Origin of the sequence: uncultured Muriicola sp., from assembly GCF_947258935.1 — a bacterium.
Classification (GTDB): Bacteria; Bacteroidota; Bacteroidia; order Flavobacteriales; family Flavobacteriaceae; genus Muriicola.
In genome coordinates, this window is record NZ_CAMYKH010000130.1 from 1 (window position 1) to 2,746 (window position 2,746).

The window sequence follows — 2,746 nt, forward strand, 5'->3', positions numbered from 1 at the left end:
ACAATTTGTGATATTTCATGATATCTCCACCAAAACGGTAGATATTATTGAAAGATAAAGACAATAAAAATGGAGGGAATCATGAGAAAATCAGTCATAAATCTGTCATGTCTTTTTATTGTTCTGGTTATTTTGGGTATAGTCGGATGTGCCGGTGGAATACGAGGCAATCTTAAAAGAGTACAACAACCTACTGAAACTGAACTCAAGCAGAACTGGCAAAAAGCTTTGTTAAAGTTTCATCCGAGGATATGATGGCAAAAAGCAAAATCTTGGATTCTACCTGGGTGAAGGAAATAATTGGGAATAATGGCGAGATGCTCGGCTACCTGGTTCATCGCTACGAAGATTTGGCCAATGTTAAAATAATTGATGAGAATACAGTGCAGTTATACTACCATCATGTAGTGACCACAGGTCGCTGATGAAACCAATCGTTGCTCTCGTCAGTCTAAGGCATCCAATCTTTCAAAAATACATCTCCAATTGATCGCAGGTGAGCCTCAATTACCGATATGCCCATGTATCTGTATAAAATTGTGACTCTCAAAAGTGCAGATACTGCAACGTATGTGAACTTTGAGAGACTCCAAAAATGTTGTGATATCATTTTGTCATAATTTACATTTCAATTCGGTCAACTCAAATATAGGTCTATACAATTTAGTGGCTAATCGTTTTTGAGAAGATATTGATTACGATTACACCCGCGATAATTAGTCCCATACCTATTAATGCCGCAAGGTCGGGGATCTGTTTGTACAAGATTGCACCCACTAATGTCACTAGAACGATTCCTAATCCCGCCCATAAAGCATATGTGATGCCGACAGGAATTGTTCTTAGGACCAGTGTTAATAGATAAAATGATAACCCATATCCAGCAATAACGATCAAGCTTGGGATGAGCTTTGTGAATTCTTCTGATGCTTTTAATGCACTGGTCGCAGCTACTTCTGCAACGATAGCTACAGCGAGATATAGGTATGCCATTCTTTGTCCTTTCGAAATATACCGGTTGAAGTGGACTGTGGTTTAAATGAGTGTCGATCTGGCAAGGCCATTATGTTAAGCTTCTATCGTCGCGCTGCTGTACCTCGGCGGAGCTCTTAGGAGTGAAGACTGGTCATCGCCACGGATTAGTTCAGTATTTCAGGTTTTTCCACTGAAATAGAAGATCATGTTGTCAGACGGCCGTACGAAAATAAGCTTTGCAGCTGTTGGTCTAACTCCATGACAAGAAATGCTCCATGGATATACAAAATACCTGTCAGATCTCAACTCTTTTTCACTTGGAAACCACGTAATCTTACCGCTGTCAAGCCATCCTGCTAAAAAATTTACAGCGTCATCTAAGACACCAGATACCTGGTCGCCGCGATACCAACGGCCATTAACATCGTCTGTTTTTGCTGTTAGTTCCGCGATGGAAACATGGCTAATCTGGATTGCATGGGCATTCAAATGATCGCCAGTAAGAGATTTTGATGAAACGTAACTATGGATAACTTTTTCTATCCTATCTTCCCCAATTTCACACCAATTCAGCACAAACCGCACATCCTTCTTAGAAGCTGAATCAATCTTGTCGGTGTTTCCAGGACCAAGCCGATAAGCGAAAAATCCGCCAAGGCCGATAGCCCCCAGCAGGGAAAGGCCCCCCCAAATTAATAAAAACCATTTTAGGATTGGTAAAAGTTTTTTCATTTTTTCGTTACCACACGTGAAAGTGAGCTGCGGACCAACATATGGTTCAAGCTAGTATGGCTTTAAGCGACAAATCTGCACGTTGGTCCCGTCAGCTCCACTGTTTGGGTAATTGTAAATAGTGCGCATACCTAACTATATATTACATTACCAATTTCTTTTTGTATTTGTTATAGCCCGCTCTGCCAACTATTCGATCGATGATCTATATACCTGAATTCCGGCTAAAACAATTAACACACTTGCTTTCCTTGTTAGTCCAAAACGTAAGGCCACAAAAGGAGTTCCAGCCACAGTAGTCAAAGTGACAAAAATAGGATAGCACAGTGTGGGTGGCGTCCCTTCAGCCCCATCGCAGGTCATGTAGATGATCAGCAATCCCCAAATCCATACTAAAATCCCGCAAAAAAACATGATTGTGAAAAAAGTTTGGATTTAATTTTTCTCCAAAAAAAGCGTCTACGATTCAACCCTGTGCCCACTGCATGTAACACTGACCTTATAAAACGGATTGTTCCGATCTTAATGCAGAGAAGTACTTATCTTCTATCGGTTTTTTATTGAAATTCTTAAGGAGGATTTAGCACAAATAAATTAAATAGATTGGTTCTTCTCCCGATTAGTTGTAGTTAATTAAAGCAAAACACATGCTATCTTCAATCGACCCGGTGTGATCCCATACCAGTATCAGGGGATTTAGATTTAATTGATAAAGGTGAATGGGGCACACTAAAAAAAGACCTAACAGAAATCGAATGAATGTTGAAGGCGCTGATAAAGTCTTTAGAAAATTAACCCTTGAATCCCTGGCCCCTGGAAGCCTTGGATCCTCATCTCCAACTAATTTGGAGAGAACCTTTTACAATAACTAAATTTGAAATTAACTTGACTTGCCAACCGCTAATTATGATATCCTAAAAATTAAAATCTCGCGCGAAGTAATAAACTACCCCGCCGCAAGCGGACGGGGTATCAATCGGAAAATTATGATCGCCCCAAGGGGCGGGGAATTAAACCCTCGTCCGCCGCAGGCGGATTA

General features: G+C 40.6%; 3 protein-coding genes. 1 reads left to right on the plus strand and 2 read right to left on the minus strand.

Annotation, left to right across the window (positions count from 1 at the left end):
- Positions 1–272: 272 nt before the first annotated feature.
- Complete coding sequence (locus tag Q0X72_RS13530) at positions 273–425, plus strand: hypothetical protein (RefSeq protein WP_297766490.1); 153 nt, start codon at positions 273–275, stop codon at positions 423–425.
- A 238-nt stretch (positions 426–663) separates the two neighbouring features.
- Here Q0X72_RS13530 and Q0X72_RS13535 read toward each other — a convergent pair whose 3' ends face one another.
- Both Q0X72_RS13535 and Q0X72_RS13540 read right to left on the minus strand, forming a co-directional pair.
- The gene (locus Q0X72_RS13535) at positions 664–993 is read right to left on the minus strand and encodes a multidrug efflux SMR transporter (RefSeq protein ID WP_297766492.1); all 330 of its coding nucleotides are present in this window, start codon (positions 991–993) and stop codon (positions 664–666) included.
- A 159-nt stretch (positions 994–1,152) separates the two neighbouring features.
- Positions 1,153–1,707 carry a hypothetical protein gene (locus tag Q0X72_RS13540; RefSeq protein WP_297766493.1) on the minus strand — a complete coding sequence of 185 codons (555 nt, stop codon included), beginning with the start codon at positions 1,705–1,707 and terminating at the stop codon, positions 1,153–1,155.
- Positions 1,708–2,746: the final 1,039 nt, after the last annotated feature.